This window comes from Candidatus Eremiobacteraceae bacterium, assembly GCA_036511855.1.
Taxonomy (GTDB): domain Bacteria; phylum Vulcanimicrobiota; class Vulcanimicrobiia; order Eremiobacterales; family Eremiobacteraceae; genus JABCYQ01.
The window spans coordinates 1-4096 of sequence record DATCBN010000087.1 but is presented as its reverse complement, the minus strand read 5'-3'; the positions used below and the strand labels follow the sequence as shown (position 1 = coordinate 4096).

Below are 4096 nucleotides of genomic sequence, written 5' to 3'. Positions count from 1 at the left end.
CGGACCCGGTAGTGCGTCAGTTTAAACTTCCTGACTCAATTGATTCTTGAATCGATTGCAGACGTTCATTGTTCTTCAAAAGCTAATACACGGTTAGGCCGACACCGCCACGGAAATCCGTTCGAACGGCAGCCGCGAATACCGGCCGCGGTGCGCATAGTGCCAGCCTCTAACAGTCCCTGAAAAACGAGATATGCGACGGGCTTCTTGAATCGCCGCTCGACTCGCAGGATTGGGATTGCGATCGCGGTGCCGTCCAACCCCCGTCGCGTTCGGCAAGTCCCGCCGACACCGCCAGACCGAGAAGTCTCCATGCGCGATAGGTGCGCGCAGGATTGTAATCTCCAGATAGCCCGGCAAAGGCCCCGATATCTGCCTCTGTGACGGTTCGGCCAGGCGGATGCGCGATCTCCTCCGAAACATCCTCGCAAGGCGTCCCAGCGTCGTTTCTCATGCATCTTGCGGCGGAGGTACAACGACGCTTGCGGCGTACATGAGGTGCTTGCCTCCCCGTGACGTTAGCGCTATCATTAAAAATAAGGTGCGCTTGTGCAACGTGAGAGGACTGCCGGGTGCCAGAAATGCAACCGCAAGAAGCTCAGTGCGCGCCGTTGACGCGGGCAACCGGCGTTTCGAGGCGCTTCCAAGCCACGAAAGCGCTCATCGACATCGATTTTGAACTCGCGGACCGCGAGATTCACGCGTTCGTCGAAGCCAATGGCGTGGCCAAGAGTGCATTTCCCCGTGTACTCTCGGGGCACATCCAACGCGGATCGATGGTCGGCACGATGTCCGGTATGCATCCGCAATGGCCTGAACCTTCTCGGCATCGATCCCTACTGGCATTGCACCGTCATCGGCAGGATCATCGTCGCCGCGGTTCTTCTTGAACGCGCCTTGAGCAGCCGTCCTGAAATCGACTGCCAATCGCTTGGGGAGGAGCAAAAGATGAAAAAGACGCTTTGCGCGACCGGACTTGCTCACGCGGAAGGACCGACGGTACTGCCCAACGGAAATGTCGTGTTCTGCCATTGCTACTACGGCAGCCTCGGCGTGTGGAAACCGGGCGTGAAGGGCATCGCCGAATTCGCAAAAGTCGGTGGTGGCCCGAACGGCTCTGTCCTCGGCGGCGACAAGCACGTCTACGTCGCCAACAACGGCGGGGCCGTCGGTCCGTTTCGTTCCGCGGATTTCGGTCCAGGTTCAATTCAGAAGGCGGCGTTTGACGGCACGGTGAAAACCGTCGCGCGCGAGGTCGCCAGCATCCAGCTTAACATGCCGAACGACTTGGTGTTCGGGCGGGATAAGCGCCTGTATTTCACTGATCCCGGCCGTTGGGACGCCGCCAACCGCCCCGATCCCGGCCGTCTCTTTGTGCTCAACCCCGATGGTTCAGGCGAACTGTTCGCGAATGTCGGCAACACCTATCCAAACGGAATCGTCGCCGAAGCCGACGGGAGCATCGTCTGGGTTGAGACCTACACGCAGAAGGTTCGCAGAAAGGCACCGGACGGCACGGTGTCGGACGTCTGCCAGCTCCCTTCGAATGCCTATCCGGACGGATTGGCGGTCGCTGAAAACGGCGACCTGTACATCACGACCTTGTCGTCGGGCGGCATGCACATCGTGAAGCCGGACGGTTCGGCGATTCAGTACCTCGATCTCGACGGCACCGTGTTGTCGAATTGCGTCTTCGAGGGAAGCACGATGTTCGTCACGGACATGGGCGGACCGGCGGGCGTGACCGCGCACGCGGTCGCCATTGGCAAGCTCTGGCAGCTCGACATGCCCGTCGCCGGAATGCCGATGTTCCGTGGTGCGATTGCGGCGCGCTGAGCAAGTATTGCGGTTATCCTCGTTTGCATAATCCCTGTGCCGTGGCACGGATCGCGCCTGGCACCACGATTTGAGCGGATTTGGCGTGAGGATTGACCTTCGGTCGCACGATCTTCATCGCGCGCTACGGAGCTGCGGTGGCGCAGCGAAACGCGCCGCAATCGGACCACGATCGCCACCCTTTGGGGGGCGTATGGACCATCGCCTCCGGGGCGATCACGGAGAGCACCTCATGAAGGTTCCACTCACGAGCGCAGCCGGCATGATCGGGCGTAAACGCGCCGAGCGTCTCGCAACCGAGGGGGCAATTGCAGACCGCGCGGGGCGCCGGCGCGGCTTGCCCTGCCCTGCCCACGCCCTCCGCACTAGCTAGAGTTCCACCCCAGGACGCATGCGGTTCGTCCACCGATCGACTGCCACTGCGACGAGGATTACCCCGCCCGAAAAGAGCAGTTGCGCATAAGCACCCGCCCCAAGCAGGCCCAGACCATTAGTCAGAACCTCAAGCAGAAAAGCTCCAACCAGTGTTCCAAAGATGGTGCCACGCCCTCCAGAGAGACTCGCTCCGCCGATAATCACGGCCGCCAGTACCGGGAACAGGAGAGTGGATCCCGCGGTCGGGCTTACGGAACTCACCAACGAGAAGTCGATGATGCCGGCCACAGCGGCCAGGACACCTGAAATCACGAACGCATAAAGCTTGGATCGTTCGATTGGAAGGTGCGCAGCTCGGGCAGCCCGCGGGTTCCCGCCGATCGCTGCGAGCCAAAAGCCAAAGACTGATCGATGAAGCAGCAGCCACATCAGGATGAACACGCCACAGAGCCAGAAAATCTGAATCGGTATTCCGAACGGGCTACTCGTTCCGATGAATTCATAGACGTCGTACCCCGGTTGGCTCGTACTGGGGGTGAAGGCCACATCGTGGCTGATCAGGAGCGTCAGACCCTGGTAGAGGTTGAGCGTTCCAAGCGTAGTAATGAACGAGTTCACACGTAGCCGTGTGAGAAATAACGCATTGAAAGCACCCGCCAGACCGCCAATGACGATGCCGGCAGCGATGGCTGCAGCGATCGGCCAGCCTTGGGCCCACAGCAGTGCGACTGACATTGAGCACAGACCGTAAATCGAGCCGACCGACAGGTCGAACTCTCCGCTCACTATGACGAGCGTCTCGCCGAAACCAACGATCGCCACCGAGGTCATGAACAGGAAGATCGAGAGGAAGTTGCCCGTGCTGAAGAAGACCCCAGTCGTTGCCTGAAAGATGATACCGGCGACCAGGCTTGCCGCGAGTAATACACCGACTCGCGCAAGCAGCTCCCGGGCGGTTCGGACGATGTCGTCTACTCGCCCCCGGTGCGTGGCGATATCGCTGGGATCCTCTACTGCGCTCATTTTTTCCCGTCTTGGTGATCCGCCAACAATCTCGGAGCGGCGCGGGCGCCGACTCGATCATCTTTGTCCGATTGCATCCCCTCGGTTGCTCTCGGCATCGCCGACTTCAGGCAGGCCCTGGTTCATCAGGTCCACCCATCGCGCCAGGCCCTCCAGCGTGGTATCGCTCGTGAGGTGCAGCGGTGCGGATAGTTTTCCCTTCACGACTACGCGGACCGAACCGGCCATTTCGAACACCTCATGCAGCTCCGGCGAAAAAGCCAAGATTGCTCCGCCGTCGTTGAGAAAAGAACGTAGGATGGAGATCAACTCCTGGCGGGTCTGGACATCCACGCCTCGTGTTGGGTCCTCCAGCATAAGGAGCGTTGGCCGGCTTGCGAGCGCCGACCCAATTGCGACTTTCTGTTGAGTACCGCCGCTGAGCGCCCCGATCGGTGCGCCAAGACTCGGCGTGCGAATGGCGAGCCTTTTCACGAGTTCGGTTGCCTGTTTGGTCATGAGGCTGCGTCGCAGCAATCCGACTCGTCCGCCGATTACTCTCGCGTCAGTCCGTACGCAGAGGTTGTCCCGCACAGACAGATTGGGAAACATGCTGCTTGCGCGACTTCCGGGGACGTACCGAGCCATCCCGCCAGAGAGGCTTGGCAGTGTGGCGACATCGCCTTTCGCGATGCGTAGCCGCGCTATCGACCGAAGAAGCTCTCGGCCCCCGCCATCCTCTTGCCCGGTGAGGAAGACGGCCTCGCCTGCGCGTACGGTGAGGGCGATATCCGAAAACGCATCCCCCTGTTCGTCCGTCCAGCCGCGCACGTCCACGACGACACGTTCGCGCCCACCCGTTCGGGTCTCCGACGGCCGTAGG

3 protein-coding genes are annotated in these 4096 nt (G+C 60.8%); 1 reads left to right on the top strand and 2 read right to left on the bottom strand.

Annotated elements, in window-relative coordinates:
- Positions 1-948: 948 nt before the first annotated feature.
- A complete protein-coding gene (locus VII69_11020) occupies positions 949-1836 on the top strand; it encodes an SMP-30/gluconolactonase/LRE family protein (protein HEY5095639.1) in 888 nt (295 codons plus the stop codon).
- 369 nt (positions 1837-2205) lie between these two features.
- On the opposite strand, the gene VII69_11015 is transcribed toward VII69_11020, so the two are convergent.
- Complete coding sequence (locus tag VII69_11015; GenBank protein ID HEY5095638.1) at positions 2206-3234, bottom strand: ABC transporter permease; 1029 nt, start codon at positions 3232-3234, stop codon at positions 2206-2208.
- A gap of 57 nt (positions 3235-3291) precedes the next feature.
- Positions 3292-4050 (bottom strand): ATP-binding cassette domain-containing protein, encoded by a 759-nt coding sequence (locus VII69_11010; protein ID HEY5095637.1) that lies wholly within the window; start codon positions 4048-4050, stop codon positions 3292-3294.
- Positions 4051-4096 lie beyond the last annotated feature (46 nt).